This is a genomic window from Acinetobacter sp. TUM15071 (assembly GCF_008980925.1).
In the GTDB taxonomy this organism is placed as follows: domain Bacteria; phylum Pseudomonadota; class Gammaproteobacteria; order Pseudomonadales; family Moraxellaceae; genus Acinetobacter; species Acinetobacter dispersus.
The window spans coordinates 31,645-57,940 of record NZ_BKGB01000006.1; the positions used below are offsets into that span (position 1 = coordinate 31,645).

The 26,296-nt window shown below is 42.9% G+C and carries 37 protein-coding genes; 7 read left to right on the top strand and 30 right to left on the bottom strand.

The features are described from left to right. Positions 1-9: 9 nt before the first annotated feature. From rpsD to GBI66_RS07290, 27 genes are all read right to left on the bottom strand, one after another. Complete coding sequence (gene rpsD, locus GBI66_RS07160; protein WP_004657698.1) at positions 10-636, bottom strand: 30S ribosomal protein S4; 627 nt, start codon at positions 634-636, stop codon at positions 10-12. A 12-nt stretch (positions 637-648) separates the two neighbouring features. After that, positions 649-1,035: a 30S ribosomal protein S11 gene (rpsK, locus tag GBI66_RS07165; RefSeq protein ID WP_004281491.1), complete on the bottom strand. Its 387-nt coding sequence runs from the start codon at positions 1,033-1,035 to the stop codon at positions 649-651. A gap of 19 nt (positions 1,036-1,054) precedes the next feature. Then, a complete protein-coding gene (rpsM, locus tag GBI66_RS07170) occupies positions 1,055-1,411 on the bottom strand; it encodes a 30S ribosomal protein S13 (protein WP_004657696.1) in 357 nt (118 codons plus the stop codon). 107 nt (positions 1,412-1,518) lie between these two features. Further along, positions 1,519-1,635, bottom strand: coding sequence for a 50S ribosomal protein L36 (gene rpmJ, locus GBI66_RS07175; RefSeq protein WP_000867907.1), 117 nt, complete (start codon positions 1,633-1,635; stop codon positions 1,519-1,521). 21 nt (positions 1,636-1,656) lie between these two features. Further along, positions 1,657-2,976 (bottom strand): preprotein translocase subunit SecY, encoded by a 1,320-nt coding sequence (gene secY / locus GBI66_RS07180; protein WP_171494280.1) that lies wholly within the window; start codon positions 2,974-2,976, stop codon positions 1,657-1,659. A 45-nt stretch (positions 2,977-3,021) separates the two neighbouring features. After that, on the bottom strand, positions 3,022-3,462 hold the full coding sequence (gene rplO / locus GBI66_RS07185) for a 50S ribosomal protein L15 (protein WP_005147117.1): 441 nt from the start codon (positions 3,460-3,462) through the stop codon (positions 3,022-3,024). A gap of 3 nt (positions 3,463-3,465) precedes the next feature. Next, on the bottom strand, positions 3,466-3,642 hold the full coding sequence (gene rpmD, locus GBI66_RS07190; protein WP_003653652.1) for a 50S ribosomal protein L30: 177 nt from the start codon (positions 3,640-3,642) through the stop codon (positions 3,466-3,468). Between the two features lie 6 nt (positions 3,643-3,648). Beyond that, complete coding sequence (gene rpsE, locus GBI66_RS07195) at positions 3,649-4,146, bottom strand: 30S ribosomal protein S5 (protein ID WP_004657688.1); 498 nt, start codon at positions 4,144-4,146, stop codon at positions 3,649-3,651. Positions 4,147-4,148: 2 nt separating this feature from the next. Then, positions 4,149-4,499 carry a 50S ribosomal protein L18 gene (rplR, locus tag GBI66_RS07200; protein WP_005147119.1) on the bottom strand — a complete coding sequence of 117 codons (351 nt, stop codon included), beginning with the start codon at positions 4,497-4,499 and terminating at the stop codon, positions 4,149-4,151. A gap of 14 nt (positions 4,500-4,513) precedes the next feature. Next, positions 4,514-5,047 carry a 50S ribosomal protein L6 gene (gene rplF, locus GBI66_RS07205; protein ID WP_004657685.1) on the bottom strand — a complete coding sequence of 178 codons (534 nt, stop codon included), beginning with the start codon at positions 5,045-5,047 and terminating at the stop codon, positions 4,514-4,516. 13 nt (positions 5,048-5,060) lie between these two features. Continuing rightward, positions 5,061-5,456, bottom strand: coding sequence for a 30S ribosomal protein S8 (gene rpsH / locus GBI66_RS07210; protein WP_005147121.1), 396 nt, complete (start codon positions 5,454-5,456; stop codon positions 5,061-5,063). A gap of 11 nt (positions 5,457-5,467) precedes the next feature. Further along, positions 5,468-5,773 (bottom strand): 30S ribosomal protein S14, encoded by a 306-nt coding sequence (rpsN, locus tag GBI66_RS07215; RefSeq protein ID WP_005147122.1) that lies wholly within the window; start codon positions 5,771-5,773, stop codon positions 5,468-5,470. A 9-nt stretch (positions 5,774-5,782) separates the two neighbouring features. Next, a complete protein-coding gene (gene rplE, locus GBI66_RS07220) occupies positions 5,783-6,319 on the bottom strand; it encodes a 50S ribosomal protein L5 (protein ID WP_004804116.1) in 537 nt (178 codons plus the stop codon). Positions 6,320-6,335: 16 nt separating this feature from the next. Next, on the bottom strand, positions 6,336-6,653 hold the full coding sequence (gene rplX, locus GBI66_RS07225) for a 50S ribosomal protein L24 (RefSeq protein WP_005147125.1): 318 nt from the start codon (positions 6,651-6,653) through the stop codon (positions 6,336-6,338). Between the two features lie 9 nt (positions 6,654-6,662). Further along, the gene (gene rplN / locus GBI66_RS07230) at positions 6,663-7,031 is read right to left on the bottom strand and encodes a 50S ribosomal protein L14 (RefSeq protein WP_004657680.1); all 369 of its coding nucleotides are present in this window, start codon (positions 7,029-7,031) and stop codon (positions 6,663-6,665) included. Between the two features lie 92 nt (positions 7,032-7,123). Beyond that, entirely contained in the window at positions 7,124-7,381 is a 258-nt protein-coding gene (gene rpsQ / locus GBI66_RS07235) for a 30S ribosomal protein S17 (protein WP_004641057.1), read from the bottom strand. Then, on the bottom strand, positions 7,378-7,575 hold the full coding sequence (gene rpmC, locus GBI66_RS07240; RefSeq protein WP_000849927.1) for a 50S ribosomal protein L29: 198 nt from the start codon (positions 7,573-7,575) through the stop codon (positions 7,378-7,380). Before rpmC ends, rpsQ begins: the two co-directional genes overlap by 4 nt. Further along, entirely contained in the window at positions 7,575-7,988 is a 414-nt protein-coding gene (gene rplP / locus GBI66_RS07245; RefSeq protein WP_004657678.1) for a 50S ribosomal protein L16, read from the bottom strand. The genes rpmC and rplP overlap by 1 nt, the downstream gene beginning before the upstream one ends. Positions 7,989-7,991: 3 nt before the next feature. Next, on the bottom strand, positions 7,992-8,744 hold the full coding sequence (gene rpsC, locus GBI66_RS07250) for a 30S ribosomal protein S3 (protein ID WP_005147128.1): 753 nt from the start codon (positions 8,742-8,744) through the stop codon (positions 7,992-7,994). 1 nt (position 8,745) lies between these two features. Next, the gene (gene rplV / locus GBI66_RS07255) at positions 8,746-9,075 is read right to left on the bottom strand and encodes a 50S ribosomal protein L22 (RefSeq protein ID WP_005147130.1); all 330 of its coding nucleotides are present in this window, start codon (positions 9,073-9,075) and stop codon (positions 8,746-8,748) included. An 11-nt stretch (positions 9,076-9,086) separates the two neighbouring features. Beyond that, on the bottom strand, positions 9,087-9,362 hold the full coding sequence (rpsS, locus tag GBI66_RS07260; RefSeq protein ID WP_004775885.1) for a 30S ribosomal protein S19: 276 nt from the start codon (positions 9,360-9,362) through the stop codon (positions 9,087-9,089). A gap of 13 nt (positions 9,363-9,375) precedes the next feature. Continuing rightward, positions 9,376-10,200 (bottom strand): 50S ribosomal protein L2, encoded by an 825-nt coding sequence (gene rplB / locus GBI66_RS07265; protein WP_004660349.1) that lies wholly within the window; start codon positions 10,198-10,200, stop codon positions 9,376-9,378. Between the two features lie 11 nt (positions 10,201-10,211). Further along, positions 10,212-10,532: a 50S ribosomal protein L23 gene (gene rplW, locus GBI66_RS07270; RefSeq protein WP_004641070.1), complete on the bottom strand. Its 321-nt coding sequence runs from the start codon at positions 10,530-10,532 to the stop codon at positions 10,212-10,214. Next, on the bottom strand, positions 10,529-11,131 hold the full coding sequence (gene rplD / locus GBI66_RS07275) for a 50S ribosomal protein L4 (protein WP_004804113.1): 603 nt from the start codon (positions 11,129-11,131) through the stop codon (positions 10,529-10,531). Before rplD ends, rplW begins: the two co-directional genes overlap by 4 nt. A gap of 11 nt (positions 11,132-11,142) precedes the next feature. Further along, entirely contained in the window at positions 11,143-11,781 is a 639-nt protein-coding gene (gene rplC / locus GBI66_RS07280; RefSeq protein ID WP_004775888.1) for a 50S ribosomal protein L3, read from the bottom strand. A 58-nt stretch (positions 11,782-11,839) separates the two neighbouring features. After that, positions 11,840-12,151, bottom strand: coding sequence for a 30S ribosomal protein S10 (gene rpsJ, locus GBI66_RS07285; RefSeq protein ID WP_000070912.1), 312 nt, complete (start codon positions 12,149-12,151; stop codon positions 11,840-11,842). Between the two features lie 227 nt (positions 12,152-12,378). Further along, a complete protein-coding gene (locus tag GBI66_RS07290) occupies positions 12,379-13,107 on the bottom strand; it encodes a type 1 glutamine amidotransferase (RefSeq protein WP_004804112.1) in 729 nt (242 codons plus the stop codon). Between the two features lie 169 nt (positions 13,108-13,276). On the opposite strand from GBI66_RS07290, the gene GBI66_RS07295 reads away from it, so the two are divergent. From GBI66_RS07295 to GBI66_RS07320, 6 genes are all read left to right on the top strand, one after another. Further along, positions 13,277-14,470 carry a PLP-dependent transferase gene (locus GBI66_RS07295; protein WP_151715626.1) on the top strand — a complete coding sequence of 398 codons (1,194 nt, stop codon included), beginning with the start codon at positions 13,277-13,279 and terminating at the stop codon, positions 14,468-14,470. Positions 14,471-14,489: 19 nt separating this feature from the next. Continuing rightward, the gene (locus GBI66_RS07300; protein ID WP_151715627.1) at positions 14,490-16,040 is read left to right on the top strand and encodes a helicase HerA-like domain-containing protein; all 1,551 of its coding nucleotides are present in this window, start codon (positions 14,490-14,492) and stop codon (positions 16,038-16,040) included. Positions 16,041-16,181: 141 nt separating this feature from the next. After that, on the top strand, positions 16,182-17,393 hold the full coding sequence (gene hmpA / locus GBI66_RS07305; RefSeq protein WP_151715628.1) for an NO-inducible flavohemoprotein: 1,212 nt from the start codon (positions 16,182-16,184) through the stop codon (positions 17,391-17,393). A 79-nt stretch (positions 17,394-17,472) separates the two neighbouring features. Next, positions 17,473-17,925 (top strand): Rrf2 family transcriptional regulator, encoded by a 453-nt coding sequence (locus GBI66_RS07310; RefSeq protein ID WP_005147145.1) that lies wholly within the window; start codon positions 17,473-17,475, stop codon positions 17,923-17,925. A gap of 84 nt (positions 17,926-18,009) precedes the next feature. After that, a complete protein-coding gene (yihA, locus tag GBI66_RS07315) occupies positions 18,010-18,786 on the top strand; it encodes a ribosome biogenesis GTP-binding protein YihA/YsxC (protein ID WP_005185270.1) in 777 nt (258 codons plus the stop codon). A 129-nt stretch (positions 18,787-18,915) separates the two neighbouring features. Then, a complete protein-coding gene (locus tag GBI66_RS07320) occupies positions 18,916-19,860 on the top strand; it encodes a metal-dependent hydrolase (RefSeq protein ID WP_004804105.1) in 945 nt (314 codons plus the stop codon). A gap of 60 nt (positions 19,861-19,920) precedes the next feature. On the opposite strand, the gene GBI66_RS07325 is transcribed toward GBI66_RS07320, so the two are convergent. Both GBI66_RS07325 and GBI66_RS07330 read right to left on the bottom strand, forming a co-directional pair. Continuing rightward, positions 19,921-21,162, bottom strand: a complete 1,242-nt coding sequence (locus GBI66_RS07325; protein ID WP_151715629.1) for a dicarboxylate/amino acid:cation symporter — start codon at positions 21,160-21,162, stop codon at positions 19,921-19,923. Between the two features lie 129 nt (positions 21,163-21,291). Then, entirely contained in the window at positions 21,292-22,164 is an 873-nt protein-coding gene (locus GBI66_RS07330; RefSeq protein WP_004804100.1) for an acyl-CoA thioesterase II, read from the bottom strand. 298 nt (positions 22,165-22,462) lie between these two features. Here GBI66_RS07330 and plsB point away from each other — a divergent pair, with 298 nt between their 5' ends. Next, the gene (gene plsB / locus GBI66_RS07335) at positions 22,463-25,009 is read left to right on the top strand and encodes a glycerol-3-phosphate 1-O-acyltransferase PlsB (RefSeq protein ID WP_151715630.1); all 2,547 of its coding nucleotides are present in this window, start codon (positions 22,463-22,465) and stop codon (positions 25,007-25,009) included. A gap of 209 nt (positions 25,010-25,218) precedes the next feature. Here the strand turns inward: plsB and GBI66_RS07340 are convergent, their stop codons facing one another. Beyond that, positions 25,219-26,196 (bottom strand): putative solute-binding protein, encoded by a 978-nt coding sequence (locus GBI66_RS07340; protein ID WP_005185273.1) that lies wholly within the window; start codon positions 26,194-26,196, stop codon positions 25,219-25,221. Positions 26,197-26,296: the final 100 nt, after the last annotated feature.

The window sequence follows — 26,296 nt, forward strand, 5'->3', positions numbered from 1 at the left end:
CCTCAAGGATTATTTAGAATACAATTCTACAATCAAGCTTTCGTTGATTTCAGCAGGTAAATCAGAACGATCTGGTGCAGCTTTAAACGTACCTTCTAACTTAGAATGGTCAATTTCCATCCAAGCAGGGATACCACGTTGAGCAGCTAATTCAATTGCGTTTTTAATACGTAATTGTTGTTTAGCGCCTTCGTGTACTGCAATTACATCACCAGCTTTAACTTGGATAGATGCAATGTTAACACGACGACCGTTCAAAGTGATGCTACGGTGAGATACTAACTGACGAGCTTCTGCACGTGTAGAACCAAAACCCATGCGATAAACAACGTTATCAAGACGGCTTTCAAGCAATTTCAACAAGTTTTCACCAGTTGCGCCTTTTACACGAGCAGCTTCTTTGTAGTAGTTACTAAATTGACGCTCTAACACACCGTACATACGACGTACTTTTTGTTTTTCACGTAATTGTAGTGAGTACTCAGATTGTTTGCTACCACGAGCTCCGCCATGTTGGCCAGGAGCTTTAGCATGTTTTTTAGTCTTAACGTCAAACGGTTTAACGCCAGATTTTAATTGCAGGTCTGTCCCTTCGCGGCGAGAGAGTTTGCATTTTGGACCAATATAACGAGCCATGAATGTTTCTCCTTACACGCGACGTTTTTTAGGTGGACGGCAACCGTTGTGCGGAATTGGAGTCACATCGGTAATGCTGTTAATTTTATAACCCACTGCACCTAATGCACGAACCGCAGATTCACGACCAGGACCAGGACCTTTTACAAGGACGTCCAAGTTTTTCAAACCGTAATCTAAAGCAGCTTTACCAGCAACTTCAGCAGCTACCTGAGCAGCAAACGGTGTTGATTTACGTGATCCACGGAAGCCTTGTCCACCTGAGGTAGCCCAAGCCAATGCATTACCTTGACGATCGGTAATCGTAACAATGGTGTTATTAAAAGAAGCGTGAATGTGTGCGACACCTTCAGAGACGGTACGAGTGACCTTCTTGCGTGCGCGAGTATCTTTAGCCATCTTTTAGCTTCCAGAAATCTTATTTCTTAATCGGTTTGCGCGGACCTTTACGGGTACGTGCGTTAGTTTTGGTGCGTTGTCCACGGACAGGCAAGCTGCGACGATGACGAAGACCGCGGTAGCAGCCTAAATCCATTAAACGTTTAATGTTCATGGAAATTTCGCGACGTAAATCACCTTCGGTCGGAACCTTAGCAACTTCTGCACGAATCGCATCAAGCTGAGCATCATCTAATTCACGGATCTTTGTAGTTTCAGTGATACCTACAGCAGCTAAGATGTTCTTAGCAGTGTGGCGACCTACACCAAAAATATACGTGAGAGAGATAACAGCATGCTTGTTATCCGGAATGTTTACACCGGCAATACGAGCCATTCAATTTTCTCCAAAAAGGCAGTCAAGATAATCAACCGCCCCACAAAAATCTTGAGGGGCGGATAATAACCTAATTAGCCTACTGAAATCAACAGGTCTTAATTAAATTAACCTTGACGCTGCTTATGACGAGGTTCTGCGCTACAAATTACGCGAATAACCCCATTACGACGGATAACTTTACAGCTACCACAAATTTTCTTTACAGAAGCTTGTACTTTCATGATGAAACCTTCTAAGTGCGCTTATCCCTTAGGATGAGCAGTCGTTTTTCTCATTAACGTTTGATTATCATACTGGTGCGACGTAAGGTGCGCTTGGAGTTGCGCCATAAAGTCCATTACTACTACCACTACAATCAGTAACGATGTCCCCCCCAAATGGAATGGAATACCGAACGAACTTTGTAGAACCATAGGCATTAAACACACTACAGTAATGTAGATTGCACCAATGAAGGTCAAACGGTTAAGAATATGATCTAAATAACGAGCCGTTTGCTCACCTGGTCGGATGCCAGGTACATATGCTCCACTACGCTTTAAATTCTCTGATACTTCTTTCGGGCTAAAAACTAGCGCGGTATAGAAATAACAGAAGAAAATAATTAACGCACCGAAGAGCATTAAATACAACGGCTGTCCAGGCGATAACACCAATGCCAGATCTTGTAGGCTACGCTTCACAATCCCTGCATTTGGATCAGCACTTCCTAACCATTGTCCCAAGCTCGCTGGAAATAATAACAATGAGCTAGCAAAAATCGCTGGAATTACACCTGCCATGTTAATTTTTAACGGCAAATGTGTTTGCTGTGCAGTAAACACACGACGCCCTTGCTGTTTTTGTGCGTAGTTTACAGGAATACGACGTTGTGCTTTTTCAATAAACACAATCGCTGCTAAGACTGCTAACGATAATAAACCGAAAACAACTAACCCGATTAAACTACCCTGACCATTTTGTACAGACGTAAACGACTGAATCACGAGATTTGGCAAACCTGCCACAATACCCGCAAAAATGATCATCGAGATACCATTACCAACACCACGTTCGGTAATTTGCTCGCCCAACCACATCAAGAACATTGTTCCTGCAACTAACGAAGTTAATGCTGGAACATAAAATGCTAGGCCTGAAGTTAAGGTAATACCTTGACTGATCAAGCCAGCACACATCCCTATACCCTGCACAAGTGCAAGAAATAAGGTGCCATAACGCGTATATTGATTGATCTTACGTTTGCCTTGCTCGCCTTCTTTTTTCAAAGCTTCTAGCGAAGGAATTACGGTAGACATTAACTGCACGATAATCGATGCAGAAATGTACGGCATAATCCCTAATGCTAGAATCGACATGCGTTCTAACGCACCGCCAGAGAACATGTTAAATAAACCTAAGAAGGTACCTTCATTAGCTTTAAAAAACTGTGCTAGCGCTACATTATCAATCCCCGGCAACGGAATATGCGCTCCTAGTCGAAAGACCAACAACGCGCCAATCAAAAACATTAATCGACGAATAATTTCACGGTATTTCACATGAAATGGTTGGCCTTTCATCATGTTTACATGACCTGAAGAACTAGGAGTCATAGACACTCGAGATTACTCCTCGACTTTACCGCCAGCAGCTTCAACAGCAGCTTTAGCGCCTTTAGTCAACACAACACCTTGAATAGTGAATGCGCGAGTGATTTCACCAGAAAGAACGATGCGAGCACGAATTTGGTCACGACGAACAACATTCGCAGCTTTCAAAGTCTCTAGGCTAACAACATCACCTTCAACTTTATTCAACTCAGACAAACGTACTTCAGCAGTTTTCAAAGCGATTTGACTAGTGAAGCCGAATTTAGGCAAACGACGATATAACGCAGTTTGACCGCCTTCAAAGCCTGGACGAGTACCACCACTTTTACGTGAGTTTTGACCTTTGACACCACGGCCACCAGTCTTACCAACGCCAGAACCGATACCACGGCCTAAACGACGATTTTCACGTTTTGCACCTTCTGCAGGCGCAAGTTCATTCAAACGCAGAGTCATGGCTTATTCCTCTACACTAACCATATAGTAAACTTTGTTGACCATACCGCGGTTAGAAGGCGTATCTTGCACTTCTACAGTATGACCAATACGACGCAGACCTAAACCTTGAAGGCAAAGTTTATGATTTTTTAAACGATGCGAAGAAGATTTAGTCTGGGTAACTTTAATCGTTTTCATGATTGATTACCCTTGAATTTGTTCTACTGAAAGACCACGTTTCGCAGCGACTTTCTCAGGAGAAGTCATATCACGCAAACCTTTGAAAGTTGCGTTTACTACGTTAGCAGCATTTGTAGAACCATAACATTTAGCAAGTACGTTATGTACACCTGCAGCTTCAAGAACAGCACGCATAGCGCCACCAGCAATTACGCCAGTACCTTCTGAAGCAGGTTGCATGTATACACGGCTTGCGCCATGACGAGCATTCACAGGGTGTTGTAAAGTAGTACCCGCGAGGTCTACAGTGATCATGTTACGACGAGCAGCTTCAAGTGCTTTAGAAATAGCAGCTGGAACTTCACGTGCTTTACCACGACCAAAACCTACACGACCGTTACCATCACCCACAACAGTTAATGCTGTGAAAGAGAAGATACGACCACCTTTAACAACCTTGGCTACACGATCAACGGCAACCAGCTTTTCAACGAGACCTTCGTTTTGTTCAACTTTCGCCATGATTAGAACTCCAAGCCGCCTTCACGAGCAGCATCAGCCAAGGCTTTGATACGACCATGATATTTAAAACCAGAACGGTCAAATGCAACTTTAGTAACACCAGCTGCCTTAGCACGTTCTGCGATCAAAGCACCAACTTTCGTAGCTGCGTCTACATTACCTGTAGAGCCACTACGCAAAGATGCATCTAAAGTTGAAGCTTGCGCTAAAACTTTGCCACCATCTGCTGAAATAACTTGCGCATAGATGTGACGCGGAGTGCGGTTTACACACAAACGAGTCGCACCCAATGCACGAATGTGCAAGCGTGTGCTTTTCGCACGACGCAAACGGGTTTGTTTCTTTTCGTTCATAAGAACCTCGCGCCTTATTTCTTCTTAGCTTCTTTACGAAGAATAACTTCATCCGAATAACGAACACCTTTACCTTTATATGGTTCAGGAGCACGGTATGCACGGATTTCCGCTGCCACTTGACCTAACAACTGCTTGTTTGCTGATTTCAAAATGATTTCAGTAGCAGTTGGAGTTTCCGCTGTTACACCTTCAGGTAAAGCGTAGTCAATCGGGTGTGAGTAACCAAGGTTAAGGTTTACAGAAGTACCCTTAACCGCAGCTTTATAACCAACACCAACAAGCTGTAACTTACGTTCGAAGCCTTCGCTAACACCTTTTACAAGGTTGTTCAATACAGCGCGAGCAGTACCAGCTTGCATCCAAGCGTCTTTCGACTCTTTAGCTGGAGCAAGTTGAAGTTTACCTTCTTCCTGTTTTAGCTCGACCAGCGCATGCAGGTTGAAAGACAATGTACCTTTGCTGCCTTTCACTTCGACCTGCCGGCCGTTCTGAGTAACTGTTACACCATTCGGTACAGTTACTGGGGCTTTAGCCACACGAGACATGAGGAATCACCTATTAAGAAACAAAAGCAATAACTTCACCACCAACGCCCGCAGCACGTGCAGCGCGATCAGTCATGATGCCTTTGCTTGTAGAAACAATTGCAATACCCAAACCTTGCTTAACGCTAGGAATTTTATCTTTACCGCGATATTGGCGTAAACCTGGACGGCTTACACGCTTAACGGTTTCGATAACAGGCTTGCCTTCGAAATATTTTAATGTAATGGTCAAAGTAGATTTTGTCTCTTCAGAAGCAACTTCTACATTTGAAACATAACCTTCTTGTTGAAGAACGTTTGCAATTGCAACTTTCAACTTAGAAGAAGGCATAGAAACAGTTTGTTTCTTAGCCATTTGTGCGTTACGAACACGTGTTAACATGTCGGCAACGGTATCTTGCATACTCATTTAGTCGCTCCTTACCAGCTTGCCTTAACAACGCCTGGTACATCACCCTGCATTACTGTGTCACGTAATTTGTTACGGCTTAAACCGAACTTACGGAAGTAACCATGAGGACGACCAGTTAAACCACAACGGTTACGAAGACGTACTGGAGATGCGTTACGTGGCAATGCCTGTAACTTTAATGTCGCGGCGAAACGTTCTTCGTCACTTGCATTTACGTTTGCAATTGTTGCTTTTAATTCAGCACGTTTTGCAGCGTATTTAGCAACTGTCTTTTCGCGTTTCAATTCGCGATTAATCATACCTTTCTTAGCCATATCGACCTCTTATTTGAACGGGAAGCCGAATGCACGCATAAGCGCACGGCCTTCGTCATCGCTACGAGCAGTGGTCGTAATCGTGATGTCTAAACCACGGATACGATCAATCTTGTCAAAATCGATTTCAGGGAAAACGATTTGCTCTTTTAAACCCATAGAGTAGTTACCACGACCATCAAATGATTTCGAAGAGAAACCACGGAAGTCACGGATACGAGGGATTGCGATTGAGATCAAACGATCCAAGAATTCGTACATTTGGTCGCCGCGTAAAGTAACTTTACAACCGATCGGCCAACCATCACGGATTTTAAAACCAGCGATTGATTTACGAGCAAGAGTCACAACTGGCTTTTGACCAGCAATGAGTTGCATATCAGCAACAGCGCCATCTAATAATTTCTTATCAGTTGCAGCTGCGCCTACACCCATGTTCAGAGTGATTTTTGTGATGCGAGGAATATCCATCACGTTCTTAACGCTAAGTTCTTCTTGTAACTTCGCTTTAAGTTCGTCGTTGTAACGTGCTTTAAGTCTGGCCATTGCCTTTTTCAACCTATTACTTCGCTACCGCCACTGATTCACCATTTGATTTATAAACACGAGTTTTCGCGCCATCAATCACTTGGTAACCAATACGGTCAGCCTTTTGGGTTGTAGCATTAAAAATTGCCACGTTTGAGATATGAAGCGTAGCCTCTTGAGTAACGATACCGCCTTCAGCGCCAGTTACACGGTTTGGCTTTTGGTGCTTCTTCACCAAGTTAAGACCTTCGACCTTAACTCGTTCTTCAGAAACAGACAAAACAACACCTTGTTTGCCTTTTTCTTTACCTGCGATCACAATTACTTGATCGCCTTTTTTAATCTTAGCCATGATTGCCTCTTATAGAACTTCAGGAGCCAATGAAATGATTTTCATGAACTGTTCAGTACGAAGTTCACGAGTCACTGGTCCGAAGATACGAGTCGCAATCGGAGCTTTATTGTTGTTCAAAATAACAGCAGCGTTATCGTCGAAACGAATAACTGAACCGTCTGGACGACGGATGCCGAATTTTGTACGAACAACTACAGCATTCATCACGTCACCTTTTTTAACACGTGCGCGTGGAATTGCTTCTTTTACAGTAACTTTAATAATATCGCCAACTGAAGCATAACGACGGTGTGAACCACCAAGTACTTTAATACATTGTACGCGGCGTGCACCACTGTTGTCTGCTACGTCGAGCATACTTTCGGTTTGAATCATTGCCCTACTCCAAAACCGAGCATCACCGGTCACAATTTCGAAAGGCTCAAAGAGTACTCGAAATTGTCCGATGATGCAACAAGAACGTCTAATTACTCAGCAGCAGCTTCAACTACTTCCACTAAAGTCCAAGCTTTAGTTTTAGAAATTGGGCGGCTTTCTTTGATGGTCACTAAGTCGCCAGTTTTAGCAACATTGTTCTCATCATGAGCGTGTAATTTAGTTGAACGGCGGATTGATTTGCCATACAACGGGTGTTGAACGCGGCGTTCAATAAGCACAACAATAGACTTGTCCATTTTGTCGCTTACGACTTTGCCGGTTAACGTGCGGACTGTTTTTTCACTCATTGTCCGTTCCCCTGTTTTTCGGTAAGGAGTGTCTTAATACGAGCAATTGTCTTACGAGCAATTTGCACTTCATGCGATTTGCCTAATTGACCAGTTGCTTTCGCCATACGAAGACGGAATTGGTTAAGCTGTTGCTCATCAAGCAAAGCTTTCAACTCTTCTACCGACTTTTCACGTAGATCTTTAGTTTTCATTACATCACCGTCCGAGTCACGATAGTGGTTTTAAACGGAAGTTTAGCAGCAGCTAAAGCAAAAGCTTCGCGCGCCAACTCATCGCTAACACCTTCAATTTCGTACAGGATCTTACCTGGCTGGATCTGACACACCCAGTATTCCACGCTACCCTTACCTTTACCCATACGTACTTCTAATGGTTTTTCGGTAATTGGTTTGTCTGGGAATACGCGGATGAAGATTTTACCACCACGTTTGATACGACGGCTAATGGTACGACGTGCAGCTTCAATCTGACGCGCAGTCATACGACCACGTTCAGTTGCTTTAATTGCAATCGAACCAAATGATACTGTACTACCACGATGCGCTAGACCAGTGTTACGGCCTTTGTGCACTTTACGGAATTTGGTACGTTTAGGTTGCAACATGGATTATTCTCCCTTGTCAGCAGCACGGTCACCGCGACGACCACGACGCTCTTGACCTTCACCACGACCACGACCGCGTTTAGCTGGACGCTCTTCAGCAGGAGCAGGGTTCATGACTTGTTTCATGCCACCTAAGATCTCACCACGGAAAATCCAAACTTTAACACCAATCGTACCGTATGTTGTTTCTGCACGCATAGTAGCATAGTCGATGTCAGCACGAAGTGTATGCAAAGGTACACGACCTTCACGATACCATTCAGTACGAGCAATCTCTGCACCACCTAAACGGCCAGAAACTTCAACTTTGATACCTTTAGCGCCAGCACGCATCGTGTTTTGAACCGCACGCTTCATAGCACGACGGAACATAACACGCTTTTCCAATTGAGAAGCAATTGCTTCAGCAACTAGACGTGCGTCCAAGTCAGGGCGATCAATTTCATTGATGCTAACTTGAGCTGGAACACCCATAATAGTGGTGAGTTCGCGCTGTAATTTCTCGATGTCTTCGCCTTTCTTACCGATAACGATACCAGGACGAGCAGTGCTAATAGTTACTTTAGCAGCGCCTGTAGGACGTTCGATAAGAATATTGCTGATCATCGCGCTCTTAAGTTTTTTAATTAAAAACTCACGAACTTGAAGATCTTTAAGCAAGTATTCAGCGTATTGTTTCGGACTCGCATACCAGTTAGCGTTATGACGTTTCACAACACCTAGGCGGATACCGATTGGATGAACCTTCTGACCCATATCAAACCCCTACCTTAACGGTGATGTGACAAGTACGCTTAGTAATACGATCTGCACGGCCTTTAGCACGTGGCATGATACGTTTAAGGCTAGTGCCTTCATCAACGTAAATCGTAGTTACTTTAAGGTCATCAACATCTAAGCTGTTGTTGTGTTCAGCATTTGCGATTGCAGATTCTAATGCTTTTTTAACGAGCACAGCTGCTTTCTTATTGCTGAAGTTTAAAATATCTATCGCACGTGCAATCGACTTACCACGGATCAAATCAGCAACTAAACGTGCTTTTTGTGCCGAGATAGCGGCACCGCGTAATTTAGCAGTTACTTCCATCATAGCACCTATTAACGTTTAGACTTCTTATCAACACCGTGACCACGATAGGTACGAGTTGGCGCGAATTCACCCAATTTATGACCAACCATGTGTTCAGTAACAATTACTGGAACGTGGTTACGGCCATTGTGAACAGAAATTGTTAAACCAACAAAGTCTGGAAGGATCATTGAACGACGTGACCAAGTTTTGATCGGCTTACGGTTGTTAGCAGCTACAGCAGCTTCAACCTTAGCGAACAAATGCGCGTCGACGAATGGACCTTTTTTTAATGAACGAGGCATTATTCAGATTCCCTTACTTGACGCGACGGTCGCGAATAATCATCTTAGTCGTACGCTTATTGGTACGTGTCTTGTACCCTTTAGCTTTTTGACCCCATGGACTTACAGGTTGAATACCTTTACTACGTCCTTCACCACCACCGTGTGGATGGTCTACTGGGTTCATCGCCATACCACGAACGGTAGGACGAATACCACGCCAGCGCGCAGCACCAGCTTTACCCAATGAACGAAGGTTGCTTTCTTGGTTAGAAACTTCACCAATTACAGCACGACATTCAACGTGGACTTTACGCATTTCACCAGAACGTAAACGAACGATAGCGTAAGAACCATCACGACCCAACAACTGAACTGAAGTACCAGCAGAACGTGCTAATTGAGCACCTTTACCGATTTTAAGTTCAAGGTTGTGAAGTGTAGAACCGATTGGCATGTTGCGAAGTGGCAAGCAGTTACCTGGACGAATTGGAGCATCGTTACCAGATTGTACTTTATCACCAGCACGTAGGCCTTTAGGTGCAATGATGTAACGACGTTCACCATCAGCATATTTCAACAAAGCAATATGAGCTGTACGGTTAGGATCGTATTCGATGCGCTCTACAGTCGCTGGAATACCATCTTTGTTACGTTTAAAGTCAACAATACGGTAGTTTTGCTTATGACCACCACCCACGTGACGTGTAGTGATGTGACCATTGTTATTACGACCACCAGTACGTTTTTTAGCTTCTACCAACGGTGCATAAGGCGCGCCTTTGTGAAGATGGTCATGAACCACTTTCTCTACAAAGCGACGTCCTGGAGACGTTGGCTTACATTTTTGAATTGGCATAATTCTCGTCCTTATTCCGCTGCGTTTTCAGCGGTATCGCCCAAGTCAGCCATTTCTACATCTTGGCCAGCTTTCAGGGTGACGTATGCTTTTTTCACATCAGAACGACGTCCTAATGTTTTACCAAAGCGTTTTGTTTTACCTTTAGTGATCGTTGTATTGATTTTTACAACTTCAACACCAAAGAGCTGCTCAACTGCTTTCTTGATTTCAAGTTTGTTTGCATTTAATGCAACTTTGAACACTTGAACACCAGCAGTATCACCTAAAACTTGTGCTTTTTCTGAGAATACTGGTCCTAATAGGACTTGATAGATACGTTCGTTGTTCATCCGAGTTCTACCTCAATTTTCTTAGCAGCAGCTACAGACATTACAACTTTATCAAATGCGATCAAGCTAACAGGATCAATAGCAGTAGCATCAACCACATCAACGTGTGGAAGGTTGCGAGCTGCGAGATACAAGTTCTCATCTACAGCATCTGTAATGATCAATGCGCGAGTTGCATTCAAGTCTGTAAGTTTTGCAAGCAAGTCTTTAGTTTTTGGAGCTGCAACAGCAAACTCTTCAACCAATACAAGACGATCTTGGCGAACAAGTTCAGCTAAGATACATTGCATTGCACCGCGGTACATCTTACGGTTTACTTTTTGAGACCAATCTTGTGGGCGAGCAGCAAAAGTTTTACCACCACCAACCCAAATAGGGCTACGAATAGAACCCGCACGAGCGCGACCAGTACCTTTTTGACGGAATGGCTTTTTACCACCGCCAGAAACATCTGCACGTGATTTGTGAGCACGAGTACCTTGACGACCACCAGCTAAGTAAGCTGTAACAACTTGGTGTACAAGAGCTTCGTTAAATTCACGTCCGAAAGCAACTTCAGACAATTCAACAGCAGAGCCGGAAACAGTTTTTAAATTCACAGTATTTCCCCTCAGGCCTTGATGGTAGGACGTACAACAACGTCACCGCCAGTTGAACCAGGAATAGCACCCTTAACAACTAAAACAGAACGTTCAGCGTCAATAGATACAATTTCAAGACCTTGAACTGTTACGCGTTCGTCACCTAAGTGACCAGCCATTTTCTTGCCTTTGAACACGCGACCAGGTGTCTGGTTTTGACCTGTAGAACCTAATACACGGTGAGATACAGAGTTACCATGAGTAGCATCTTGCGTACGGAAATTCCAACGCTTAACACCACCTTGGAAACCTTTACCTTTTGACTGACCAGTTACATCAACAATTTGACCAACTGTGAACAGATCAACACCGATAGAAGCACCCACTTCACGGCCTTCAAGCTCAGCTTCAGTAACACGGAACTCTTTAACTAAACGACCAGCAGCAACACCCGCTTTCGCGAAGTGACCTTTCTGAGCGTTAGTTACGCGCGATTCGCGACGTTCACCAGTAGTTACTTGAATTGCTTGATAACCATCAGTTTCAAGTGTTTTGATTTGCGTAATGCGGTTTGGATCGACTTCGATAACTGTAACAGGTACAGATACACCAGCATCTGTAAAGACGCGAGTCATACCACATTTGCGACCGACTAAACCAATAGCCATGTGCATAAACCTCTAAAAAAGCGGCCTAATTAACTTAAAAGTTAATCAACCGAAAGCCTTAACCCAAAGCGATCTGAACATCAACACCAGCAGCAAGATCTAACTTCATCAATGCATCAACAGTTTTATCTGTTGGTTGAACGATGTCGATCAAACGCTTATAAGTGCGGATTTCGTACTGATCACGAGCGTCTTTATTGACGTGTGGTGAAGTAAGAACGTTGAAGCGTTCGATGCGAGTAGGCATCGGAATTGGACCACACACTTGTGCGCCAGTACGCTTAGCGGTTTCTACGATCTCTTGAGCAGATTGATCAATCAGACGATGATCAAAAGACTTCAAACGGATACGAATTCTCTGGTTAGACATACCAGTAAACTCCAAGCCAAATATATAAAGAATCACCCATGACGCACCTCACCATTCTGGTAAGTGTCAAGGGCAGTGAAAATCACTAAGGTCATGATCGATGCCACGACTGTAATGCGTTAACTACTTTCTTCGTAGTAAACGCCCTCCATTTGAGGGTCGCTCATTATAACGATTGTTTAAGTCTTATGCAATTCTTCTTTTCATTTTTTAAGCAATCAATCCTGCTATGCACTCACAACATAATCGATTGCCTGATTCAACAAACGATTTCCCTGTTCAAATTTACTTTTGATGGTTCTTTTTAATTCAGATATCGGTTGCACATATTCACCATTAAAAACCGCCATATCCTCTTCATTCTCAATCAACAGCGCCAAGGTCTGTGGTGTCATTTCTGGATGAAACTGAAATCCAAGAACATTACGCCCAATCTGATACATTTGATTTCGGCAGACTTTATTCTCTGCTAAACGCACCCCACCCTTTGGAATTTCAAAAGTCTCGCTATGCCATTGCAATATATTCAATTGCTCTGGAATCTGGAAATAATCCTCAGGCACATGCGAGGCACGACCCACATCCATCCAGCCTAATTCTTGGTACGGATTTCGGCTCACGGCTGCCCCCAAGGCATTGGCAATTAACTGACCGCCCAAGCACAACCCAATCGCAGGTTTACCCGCAGCCAAATAACGTCGTAACCATCTTTTTTCGAGCTTTAACCACGGATAATTTGCTTCATCATTCACACTCATGGTTCCCCCCATGATAATCAGTAGATCAACTTCATCTACTCGTGGTAAGGCCTCCAACTCCAATGGTAAATCGACAGGTAATGCAAAAAACTCGGTTGCGGTAATTTTTGCTTTATGTGCTTTCAAAAAGTCATAGCAACTGCCAAAACCTTCGCCAGCAATGTGCTGAAAATAGTGCACTCTTAAATGCGACTTCATGCGCTAAAACCTATTTATCGTTAGAATGATAATTAGTCTTAGCAAAAATAAAGCCAGTTTTGAGCAATCGTATTAATCCGTACCGATTCTGTACAAAAGCAGCGCAACACTAGCGGCTTGGTTGATTTTCTCTTAACCTAAGTCATTATATTTATTTAGCCCATGCCCCATGACAACACACAATAAAGCACAAACCAATCTAATTCATGCACCACGCCAAGCCCCTCAATACATTGAAACCGTACAACCTCCCTTATTTCGTGCATCGACCATTATCTTTAAAAGTACGGCGCACCTTTTTGAGCGCCATTGGACCGATGCTTATGACTATAGTTATGGCACACACGGCACACCGACGACGTTTACATTAGGGGACAATATTGCGCAAATTGAAGGCGGACGTTATTGCTTGCTTGCACCAAGCGGTTTATCTGCGATTAATCTCGTGAATAGTGCCATTTTAAGTTCAGGTGATGAGGTTTGGGTCGCCGATAATATTTATGGCCCTAATCTTGAGCATTTAAATAATCTGCAAGATCGTTATGGCATCAGCGTTAAAATTTATAATCCAATTGATGCCAATAGTTTTCAACCGACTGAAAAAGCAAAATTGATTTGGCTTGAAGCAGCGGGATCAGTCACTTTAGAATTTCCCGATTTAAAGAACTTGGTTAAAAAAGCACAGCAGGCCAATGTACTCACCGCACTGGATAATACATGGGGCGCAGGGCTGGCTTTCAATGCATTTGATTTCTCAGATGAGCATCTCACTGTTGATATTACAGTTCATGCACTAACCAAATACCCAAGCGGTGGTGGCGATATTTTAATGGGTTCTGTAGTCACAAATGACCAAGCACTCCATCACAAACTCTATCGTATGCATGCCATCCAAGGAATTTCAGTTTCCGGTGATGATACAGCACAGATCCAACGCAGCTTGGCACATATGTCTTTACGCTATGAACAACAAGCTCGAAGTGCACTCACTTTGTTAAATTGGTTAAAACAACAACCACAATTTAGCCAAGTCCTGCATCCAAGCGATCCAGATGCAGCAGGCCATCAATTCTGGACAGAAATTTGCAGCACTGGTAAAAGTGCAGGCTTGGTCAGTGTTATTTTCAAACCAGAATATGATCTAGCCATGATCCGAAAGTTCTGCGACAGCCTAACGCTGTTTAAACTCGGATTTAGTTGGGGCGGTCCTGTCAGTCTGGCAATGTTGTATGACTTAAAACAAATGCGTACTTTGAAAAATACACATTTACAACAAGGTTTATTGGTTCGCTTCTGTATAGGACTAGAACATCCAGAAGATTTAATTCAAGATATTCAAAACGCATTAAAACAGCTCGATTGAGATTAAAAACAGGTGAAGAATGAGTACACCAATCGTTATTGCAAAAAAAACCACTGACACAACACAAGATATTGTTTTACATTCTAAATATGCAAACCGACATGGTTTGATTGCAGGTGCGACAGGAACTGGTAAAACCGTAACCCTTAAGGTGATGGCGGAAAGCTTTTCTCGTATTGGTGTACCGGTATTCCTTGCCGATGCCAAAGGTGATGTATCTAGTCTTGCCAAAGCAGGCAGCAGCAATCCTAAATTTGATGAGCGTCTAAAAAGCCTGCAACTAGATGCAATTCCTTTTGCAGCATCTCCAGTAATCTTTTGGGATTTATTCGGTCAGCAAGGCCATCCAATTCGTACTACCATTTCAGAGATTGGTCCCTTATTACTGGCACAAATGCTGAATCTGAATGACACCCAAGAAGGTGTGCTTTCAGCTGTGTTTCGTGTTGCCGATGATCAAGGTCTTTTACTGATCGATTTTAAAGACCTGAAAGCTATGCTGACTTATGTCAGTGAAAATGCTGCCAGCCTCAAAGCCGAATATGGCAACCTTTCCCCTGCCAGTCTGGGTGCAATTCAACGCAATCTACTCGCTTTAGGTGATCAAGGCGGTGAACAGTTCTTCGGTGAGCCAAGCCTGAATATTCTCGATTTCATTCAAACTGATACCAATGGTCATGGCTATATCAACATCTTGGCTGCAGATAAGCTGATGAACACCCCGAAGTTATATGCCACTTTCCTGCTTTGGATGATGTCGGAACTGTTCGAACAACTACCAGAAGTCGGCGATATGGATAAACCAAAACTGGTATTCTTCTTCGATGAAGCGCATTTACTATTTGATAATGCGAGTCCTGCTTTGCAACAAAAGATTGAACAAGTGGTACGTTTGATCCGCTCTAAAGGTGTGGGGATTTATTTCATTACCCAAAATCCACTGGATCTGCCTGAAAGCGTATTAGGGCAACTGGGTAACCGTGTACAACATGCCTTACGCGCATTTACCCCCAAAGACCAAAAGGCAGTCAAAACCGCAGCGGATACTTTCCGTGCCAATCCAGAGTTTAAAGTCGATCAAGCCATTACTGAACTTGCAGTCGGTGAAGCATTGATCAGCTGCCTAGATGAACAAGGGACGCCACAGATTGTGGAGCGCGGTTGGGTGATGCCTCCTTACTCCTCCTTTACCCCGATCACGCCTGAAGAACGTCAAGTGATTATTGGGCAAAGTATTGTGGCGGGTGTCTACGACCAAGCCATTGACCGAGACAGTGCTTATGAAATGCTGCAAAAGAAAGTATTGCAACAATCCCAAGAAAAAGAGGCAGATGAGTTAGCCAAACAGCAAAGCAAAGAGCAAGATGCTTTGGCCAAGCAACAAGCCAAAGAACAAGAACGTTTTGCCCGTGAGCAACAAAAAGCCGCAGAAAAGTCACAGCGTGATCGCGAGAAGCTCACTCAAGATATCGTCGGTACTTTTGCCAAGAGTGCCGCGCGTAGTTTAGGTGGGACAACTGGACAAAAAATTGTTCGTGGCTTACTCGGTTCATTATTCGGTAAAAAATAAATCCATATTCATTTGTAAATTAAGGGATAATCTATTATCCCTTAATTTTTTTATGGCTTTTATTTAAATATGCATTGCAAATACACCTTATAAGATGTATTTTAAATACATCTTATAAATGATAGCCAAGAGAGATCAAGCATGACTCCACAGCAAATTGACCTAGTAAAAGCCACTGTTCCTGTCCTACGCGAAAATGGTGTTGCACTGACTGGATACTTTTATAACCGCATGTTAGGTAATCATCCCGAATTAAAAGAAACCTTTAATATGGGACACCAACGCAGTGGGGCTCAAGCACAGGCACTTGCAGGTGCAGTTTTGGCGTATGCAGAGAATATTGAAGACCCTTCTGTGCTTTTGCCTGTGGTTGAAATGATTGCGCATAAACATGTCAGTTTAAATATTCAATCCCCTGACTACGGCATTGTCGGTGAAAACCTTTTGCACTCGATTAGTGAAGTCCTCAATATTTCAATGGAAGATCCATTGATTGGCGCATGGGCTGCCGCTTATGGTCAATTGGCTGATCTATTTATCAGTACTGAAAAAGCCATTTATGATCAACATCAACAAACTCAAGGCAGTTGGTTAGGCTGGCGTAATTTTAAAATCGCCAAAAAAGTGGTGGAAAGTGATGAGATTACCTCGTTCCACCTTGCCCCTGTAGACGGCGGTGCATTACCACACTATGAAGCAGGTCAGTACATCTCAGTTCGCGTATTTGTACCTGAGTTGAATTTAAGACAACCGCGTCAATACACGCTTTCAACAAGCCCACAGGCAGATTATTTACGTATCTCAGTCAAACGTGAGGATGAAAAAGGCGAACTCGCTGGTGGTTGGGTATCCAGCACATTGCATGGTCTAGCTGAAGGTTCTGAAATTGAAGTATCTGCACCAACAGGTAATTTCTATCTGATCGATAGCAGCAAGCGTAATGTCTTTATCAGTGGTGGTGTTGGTCTAACCCCAATGATTGCAATGTTGAACCAATTGGTGACTTTAGATATGCCGCAACCCGTGAATTTCATTCATGCCTGCCGCAGCAGCCAAGTGCATGCCATGAAGCAGCATATCCAAGAGCTTAAAACCAACTATCCACGTTTAAGCACATTTACGGCATATGAGTTTCCACATGAAAATGACAACCTTGGGGAAGACTACGATGTTGCTGGACGTTTAGATTTAAGCAGCATCGATGCCGCATTATTACCAACCAATGCCGATTATTATTTATGTGGCCCAATGCCATTTATGGCAGCGCAACATCAGGCACTGGTTGCTCGTGGTATTCCTGCTGCCAACATTCACAGCGAAGCCTTTGGCACAGGTGGCGTTAAACTCAGCTAAGCCACACTACATTTTGCATGGGGCTAGTCTATGTTAGACTAGCCCTTTCTATTTCTTGCACTAGATTGAGTGAAACCACATGCAACTCAATAAGTTTACTGATTATGCACTCAGAATTTTGATGTATGTCGCTCGTCCGAGTGATGTACCTTATACGATTGCAGATATCGCAGAAGACTTACATGTGTCGCAAAACCACTTGGTTAAAGTCGTGCACTTCATGGGCAAGCAACACTGGATTGTGACCATTCGTGGTAAAGGCGGTGGCCTGCGCCTCAATCCGGAAGCCAAAAATCTGAAATTAGGTGCGATTGTCCGAACCTTACAAGGCAATCATCAAATTGTTGAATGTAATACCCCTCCTTGCGTACTTCGAGCCAACTGCGGACTAAAAGGAATTTTAGATCAAGCCTTAGAATGCTTTTATCAAAGCCTGGATCAATATACGCTTGGCGAAGTCGTCCAACAGGGCATTATCCCCTCTTCCACACGCTCAAATATCGACTTTTTAGAGCTTATTCAGAAAGCTTAAAATCGCATACAGACGAAGGGTTCGCACGAACGCCTTACATCCTTTATAATGGTCGTTGCTATTTCTATTCAAAAGTAAGCTTCTATGCGTCGCAGTGAAAAATCGAAAGATACCAAAGCCAGACTCGCACCTAAACAAAAAATCAGTTATGAAAAAAAGGCTGACCCTGCATTAACTGAATATGCAGTACAGTCTTTAACTTGGTTACGCCAAGCTGAATTTTTGATGAGTGCGCCGAAACTGGCTTTATGCGTAGAAGACACAGGTTATGAAATCGCATTTGCTGGCCGTTCCAATGCTGGTAAATCAAGTGCAATCAACACCTTGACCAATCAAAAGCAACTGGCACGCGCTTCAAAAAGACCGGGCCGTACCCAAATGATCAACTTTTTCAGCTTGGGCAATCCAGATCAGCGCTTGGTCGATTTACCTGGTTATGGTTATGCAGCGGTTCCTGAAGCGATGAAAATCGTTTGGCAGAAAGAACTCGAAAATTATCTAATCCACCGTAAAAGCTTACAAGGCTTGGTGCTATTGATGGATATTCGCCATCCTTTACAGCACTTTGACTTGATGATGCTGGAATGGGCACATTCACGTCATTTATTTGTACATATCCTGCTGACCAAAGCAGATAAGTTGAACCGCGGCCCTGCCAATGAAGTTTTATTTGATGTAAAACAGCAATTGAAGAAAATGAAACTCGATTTCTCAATTCAACTGTTCTCATCTCTCAATCGCATTGGCTTAGAAGAACTGGCAACTGTCATGGCAGGTCGTTTGAATTACACCCTTGATCAACCAGCGGAATTTGACCTCAGCCAAATCCCAGAAGCCTCAGAAACCGACATTCAAGAATAAAAAGTGCATTTTATGCATCAAGTTGCATAAAATAATTTTTAATTGTCCCGAATTGCTAAACACAAACACTAGGTAGTTTTCATATACTGCTTAGTGTTGGTTCATTGCACTATCGATTAGGACTAAACGATGAAATTACTATCATTTGTGAAGAACAAAGTTCTTGGTTCTTCGATTGACTATAAAATCCTCCCACGCAAAGTAAAATTTGACTGGGAAAATACGCCAGTGGATTGGATTCCAAACCAGCCTTTTGCCAGCTATTTTATTAATGAAATTAACAACATTTTACCTGCTGGTGAGTTTTGGTTTTGCCGTTTATATAACAAAGTCCTTCCAGAAATTACCGATGAAAAATTAAAGCAAGACGTCCAAGCCTTTATTCGTCAGGAAGCAATGCATGCCGTTGCTCATACCTCAGCCAATAAAGAATATTTGACGCAGCGCAATATTGATATTCAGCGTAACCTCGACATCATGGATTTCTTATTCACCAAGGTCTTGGCAGATAAGCCTTTTGATAAAGAAATTCCAAAAGCACTCGAGCATCAGTGGGATTTATTCCGTCTCGGTGTGATTGCGACTGTTGAACACATGACCTGTGTACTGGGCAAATATGCACTGTATAACAAACGCTGGGAAGAACTCGGTGCAGATCCAGAAATGATCGATTTGATTAAATGGCATGGCTCTGAAGAAATTGAACACCGTACCGTTGCATTTGATCTCTATCGTCATTTGGGCGGTGGTTATATCGCACGTTACTACATGAGTGTTGCCGTCATTATCGGTGTACTCGGCCTATGGGTCGATGGTGCAGCGCATATCATGAGCCAAGACCCTCGTTTTGCTGACAAGAAACCAAGCTTATTTAAACCATGGATCTGGATTGAATGGTCGAAGATTGCATTAAAAGACGCTAAAATCTTGCCAGGTCCTGCATGGTTAGTTGCACAACAAATTGATTACCTCATGCCTTGGTATGACCCAGTCAAAGAAGGCAATACCCAAGATGCTGTGAATTATTTAAATAATTCCCCTGCTGCAAAACGCGCCTTACAACCCGCAGCATAATCATTCTTTTTAGAATAAAAAAAGCAGGAGTCATCTCCTGCTTTTTTGCGCCCAATACGATCAGCTTGATTCAGCTTCTGCCTGTTTTGCGTAGCGATCAACCACCACACTAATCATCATATCACCCTGTACGTTAACCACAGTACGGACCGTATCCAACACGCGGTCGATCGGCAGTAAAATTGCAATCGCCTCCGCAGGTAAACCGACTGACTGTAGCACCATAATCATGGTCACCATCCCCGCACTCGGAATCCCTGGCGCGCCCAATGAAGCAATCATGGCGGTTAAACACACAATAACCTGCTGAGTTAAACTCAGATCCAAGCCCATCAAATTGGCAATAAATAAGGCAGCCGCAGCTTCATACAAAGCAGTACCATCCATATTCAGTTGTGTGCCTAAAGGAATTACAAAACCTGCCGTTTGCGGTCGTACACCTAAGTTTTCCTGTGCACACTTCATACTCAGCGGCATGGTTGCTGAACTCGAACTGGTCGCAAAAGCTGTGACTAAAGCCGTTCTCGCCCCTCTAAAAAAGGTAATGGGATTCATACGACCAAAAATCCACAACAAAGCAGGTAACACCACCACACCATGGAAAATGGTCGTCCCCGTCACTACTGCCGCGAATTCAACCAACCGACTTAATACAGACAAATCTTCAGTCGCAATCAACTTTGCTAAAAGCGCAAAAATCCCGATCGGTGCAAGCTTCATCACCCAACCCACTAACATCATCATGATGTCAAAGAATTGCTGGCTGATGTTACGGACGAGACTAAAACGTTCGCCACCTTTGACCAATGCCACACCTAGGAATAAGGCAAACACCACCACAGCCAACACATTGCCTTCGCTAAATGCCTTAAATGGGTTAATTAAAGTGTTTTGAATAAAGGTGGTGACAAAACTTGATGGCGTTAAGGTGTCTGGTGTTTGATGACTGTCCATTGCTGCTTGAAACAGCTGAATATCGACACCTTTACCCACATCAAACAGGTGCGCACAACTAATCCCTAGAATTAAAGCCAAGGTGGTCGTCGTCAGGCAGCTCAATGCCGTAATTTTCCAGACACGCCCGAATTGACCGCCTGCCTGTAAATTGGAAACCCCAACTACGATTGAGCTAAAAATCAATGGAATCAGCAGCATTTTCAATAAGCCAATGAAAACACTACTTAAGATGCCCAGTCCGTAAAGACTAGATTCAACAAATGCAGTTTGTGGATAGGCAAGCAACAGAAAACCGAAAGCGACGCCAAGCACAGCTGCAATTAAAATTTGTGTATTTAAATTCATTGTTTAATGGGTAAACATTTAACTTATCGGTACTATGGCATGCTCATGTTGAAGAATCGAGCAATTTTTTGTCACATCCTTATGATAAAAAAAGCCATCAGAATGATGGCCTTAGTACTGGTTTACTTTTTACTGGGTTTCAATTTCTCTGAGCCGAATCAAACCTTCTTGAACGGTACTACAGACCAACTGTCCATTTTGCCACATCCGCCCAAAGTTTAAGCCACGTGAGCTGGCACTAATCGTTGCTTCCATGTCGTAAAGCATCCATTCATCTGCACGCAGTGGGCGATGGAAATAGATAGTGTGATCAATACTGGCACATTGTAAGTTTGGAGAGATCCATGACAAACCATGTGGGCGTAAAGCCGTGGTCATCAAGGTAAAGTCTGAATAGAATGCCACAATTGCCTGATGCAGTGAGATTTCATCTAAATCAGCTGGAATGGTATCATGGGTACGAATGTAATGCGCATAGAACGGTGCTTCAGGCTGCGGCTGAAATGGATTAATCAACTGTGTAGGCCTAATTTCCACATGACGTTCACGCATAAAACTAGCACGTACATTTTCAGGTACAAAATTAATCAGACTTTCTTTCAGCTCGTTCTCAGACTTTAAGGTCTCTGGTTCAGGGTACTCAGGCTCTTTGTGTTGATAGTTCAGCCCTTCTTCTGGATTGGCAAAAGAGACCATTGCAGAGAAAATAGTACGGCCATGTTGAATCGCACGAACCTGTCGACTGGCAAAGCTTTTACCATCTCTGAGTGGATCAACTTCATAAATAATCGGTGCATTGACATCGCCACCATACAGGAAATAGGCATGTAAAGAGTGCGCTGGACGATCCGTGGTATATGACGCTGCTCTTAATGCTTGTCCAAGAACCTGCCCACCGAACACTCGCTTGCCTACCAAATTGCGGCTATTGCCTCGAAAAATATGCTCTTCAAGCTTTTCCAGAGTCAACAGTTCTACCAATTCTTGAGTTAACGCATTCATGTAATAGTCTTCCAACATCAATGAGGAGAGATCAACCAATCCTTTCAGGGTTGATAATTTTGATTGTGCCACAAATTCAAATGACAATGGTCAGGATAAAATGATTCATCCGTCACGATAATGATGTATTGATTATCTTAATATGTATTTATAGCGGCTAAAAATACGATTTTTAACGATAAAATCTACCAAATACGCTATATTTTGTCAGAAAATAACATACCGTTTCATGTAAGAATATCGCAGAATGTCGTGTTCATCATGACTCGATGTCAGGATTATTATTTAGGAGTTTGTAATGTCCAAGACTGGATTTGGTCAAATGTATCGCCAACTTTCGAGTAAGTTACTTGACCTTGTGGTAACCCCACATGTTCTTGGTGAAGTTCCTACAGAATCCACCACAACAGAGCAAAGCACAACCGATTCAAATAAGTTAGTTTGCTATGTTTTACAAAATTATTCGCGTAGTAATGCACTGGTGGTTGATGGTGAAACCCGTCGTCTCAATTTAAAACCGGCCTTAGACCCCTTGAGTTTTGGGAGCTATCAAGAAAAAAATTCAGTCTTGTTTTTACACCATAACGAAAACAATTTTTTTAATACTCAAACTTTCCCCCCCCGCCTATTACAACTAGTTGAAGCACTTGAACAACAAACTGATATTGATATTCAGCTGGTACCTGTAACTGTACTTTGGGGTCGTTCGCCAGACAAAGAAGACTCTTGGTTCAAATTATTATTCTCAGATACTTGGGCAACTCCAGGCACAGTTAAACAACTGATGAATATTGGCTTGCATGGTCGCCAGTCTTATTTAGAGTTCCATGAACCGCAATCTTTGCGTGAGTTGGTAGATTATGCCAAGACCAACCATCCAAATATCTCGCCTGCAACCTATATTGCAAGTTCTTTAGATACCTATTTAGATCAGCAACGTGAAGTGGTGCTTGGCCCTGACTTATCAGACCGTCGCAATGTGATGCAATCAGTAGTGAAGTCAGCTGAGGTACAAGATGCCATTCGTCGTGAAAGCATTCAGCATAAAATCAGTATGCTCGAAGCTGAACGTCGTGCCATTGGCTATGTCAATGAAATCGTGTCTGACTATTCGGCATCTGCGGTACGCTTTGCCGATATGGCCTTAACCCGTTTATGGACGCAACTCTATGACGGCGTAGAGGTACATAATTTCAGTACCGTACGTGAGTTGGCAAAAGACTACGAAATCGTTTACACCCCATGTCACCGTAGCCATATCGATTATTTATTACTGTCTTATGTGATTTATAAGCGTGGCTTGATGATTCCGTATATTGCCGCAGGTGATAACCTTAATCTACCATTTGTAGGTCAGTTATTACGTGGTGGTGGTGCATTCTTTATTCGCCGTTCTTTCCGCGGAAATGCACTTTACACCTCTGTATTTAAAGAATATTTATACAGCATTTTATCGCGCAACACGCCTATCGAATACTTTATTGAGGGTGGTCGCTCACGTACAGGTCGCTTACTCCCGCCTAAGACTGGGATGCTGGCGATGACCATTCAAGGTCATTTACGTGGTCCCGCAAAGCCGATCGTCTTCGTACCAACCTATATTGGTTATGAGCGCCTGATGGAAGGCTCAACCTATGTTGGCGAAATGCAAGGTCAACCGAAAGAAGCGGAATCCATTTTTGGTATCGTGAAAACCTTACGTAAAATTGAACGTATCTTCGGTAAAGTGCATGTCAACTTTGGTGAACCTGTATTCTTAAATGATATTTTGAAACAACAGGGTGCGGAGAATATTCAAGCTGATACCGCAAGCACCACAGAGATTTCTAATGTCGTTGCAAGCTCAGCCAATCTGATCTTAGAAAACATCAACCGCGCTGTCGTCATCAACCCTGTGTCATTACTGTCTTTAATTCTATTGGCAACACCAAAGCACACTTTAGATGAAGAAATCTGTGCTAAACAGCTCGATATCTACCGTGACTTGGCAACACAACAACCATATGATGAGCGCACGCAAGTCACCTCATTGTCAGGTAAAGAGATCATTGCTTATGGTCTCAAGCTCAAGTTAATCAAACGTGTACAACATGTGTTAGGCGATATTATTGCGATTGAAGATAATCAAGCGGTATTGCTGACTTACTTCCGCAACAATATTTTGCATGCCTTTGTTTTACCGTCATTGGTGGCTTCGCTGGTTGAACACAATGGTAAAATTCACAAGAATGATTTAAGTAATGTGATCCGTACCTTGTATCCGTTCTTAAAAGCTGAATTATTCATGAAATGGGAAGCTGCTGATCTACAAACGCAGATTGATAATTATATCGATGCCTTGGTTCAGATTGGTTTGATTTTCCAAGATCATGATGGCAATTTATTCAGTCCAACACCAAATAGCGAAGAACATCAAAAGCTTGTCACTTTAGCTCTACCAGTAAAGCAAAGTTTAGAACGTTATTATATGACACTGGCACTGATTACTCAGCGTGGTTCAGGCAACATTTCAACCAAGCAAGTTGAAGAGCTGAGTCACCTCTTAGGTCAACGCTTATCTGTGCTGTATGAATTCAACTCACCTGAGTTCTTTGACAAAGCCTTATTCCAAAGCTTTATTAAGGTCCTCACTCAACAAAATTATATTCGTAATAATGAGCAAGGTTTCATTGAATATGATGATAACTTCAGTGAAATGGCCGCAGGTGCACAGCTGGTCTTAGATGAGACGACGCTACAAATGTTGCAGCACATCACTACATTTAGTGATGAGGAATTGGCTGAAGCATTAGAAGCCATGGCATCTCAACAAGCCAAACGTCGCTTAAAACGCAAAAAAGCTTAAAAGCTTAAAAGCTTAAAAGCTTAAAAGCAGAATAAATCCTCCCCAACCCTCCTTTTTCAAAGGAGGGGGTTTCAGAAATCTAAAATCATCTAAGATTCTCAATAATTCCCCTCTTTTTAAAGAGGGGTTAGGGGAGATTTTAAATCAGTCATCACAGAATTATTATTCACTGATCAATATTACAAACTTCGGTTGCCTTTTTTAATGCACTAACGACACTCCAAATACTTCGGATCATCCAAACATCTAAGACGTTTAATGAGCGATACAAAATATGCATCATAATAACCAGAGTCGACATAACGATTCCGAATTTTGACCACCATCGCGTCATAGCCCTGTTTCTCATAACCTGAGATATCCGCCCAGTAATAGGCTGGTAAATGGTTTTCCCATTGAATGGCTTGTGCAGCAAGTACATTGCTATTACGTACAAACCAAGATCGTATTTGATGACCAAAGCCTGCTGGGTAGACTTGTGGTCGAATCACGATATTCATCGCAAAATATGCCATAGGGAAGTTAACGACCTGCGTGTCTGCACCAAACTCTTTTTTCAAGTTATACGGCAATATGCCATAGGCAGGTGCAGCCAAAATATCAATTTTTTTCTGCTTGAAGGATTCCACCGCATTGGAAAAATCTACGTAGACGGGTTTAGCGCCTACACTTTGTACCAATGCCTGCTGTGGTGGATTATTCTCTAAAATACCAATGGTCTTATTTTTTAATTGAGACACCTTATTGATCTGTTGCGTATTCATGATCATATAAGCTGTGCCGATCGGGATCATACCCAGCATTTCATAATCTGCCCCGACCATACGCTTTTCCACATTGCTATTATTTAAAAGCTGTAAAAAGACTCTGGCAACACGATTATTGGGAATCAAACCAATTCCCCCTGTTGTTCCCATAAAGCGGTTATAGCGATAGGTATTAAAGTTAGATGCCACCAAGCCTGAACATTTACGCTGATCAAAAGCTTGTATAGCCTCCTTTTCATTTTTAAAGGTTTGAAAATCTAATTGAACTTGATTCTGGAGCGCATACAAACGAATGTCTTGTAAACGACGGCTAATATCACCCTTTGTACTTAAAGGATCAAACACGCACCATGTTTGTTCAACAGCCCAACTCGCTGTCGTGATCAATCCCAATAAGACCATGCAAATTATTTTTCTCATGTATCACCTTTACGCCTCTCCGCAAACTATGTGCTCAATTCAGGCGGTTCCCTTACGGAATCTGTTCGTATTTTAGATTCAAAATACATACCAACTATTT